Here is a 255-nt window from a genome sequence, read left to right as displayed (position 1 = left end):
ACAAACCGAGGTGGACGAAGGTGAGTCCGACGGCGTGTCGAGCGAGGCGCAGCGGATAATCCGCGAGCAGAAGCGCAAGATCGCCGAGCTGGAGCAGACGATCGAAATCCTTTCGGCGGCAACGAGTGTCTTCGCGCGGGCGAGCGACCCGCGACAGAAGTAGTCTGCGCGTTCATCGCCGAGCATCGGGCTCGGTTCGGGGTCGCTCCGATCTGCCGTGCGCTGACCGCGCACGGCTGCAAGATCGCCCCGAGA

The 255-nt window shown here is 65.5% G+C and carries 1 pseudogene; it reads left to right on the top strand.

The features are described 5' to 3' along the window. Positions 1–255 (top strand): annotated as a pseudogene (locus IU459_RS40665) (IS3-like element ISMysp3 family transposase); the annotation flags it as partial.

Source organism: Nocardia amamiensis, from assembly GCF_015477605.1.
Lineage (GTDB): Bacteria > Actinomycetota > Actinomycetes > Mycobacteriales > Mycobacteriaceae > Nocardia > Nocardia amamiensis_A.
This window is presented reverse-complemented; position numbering and strand designations above follow the sequence as displayed.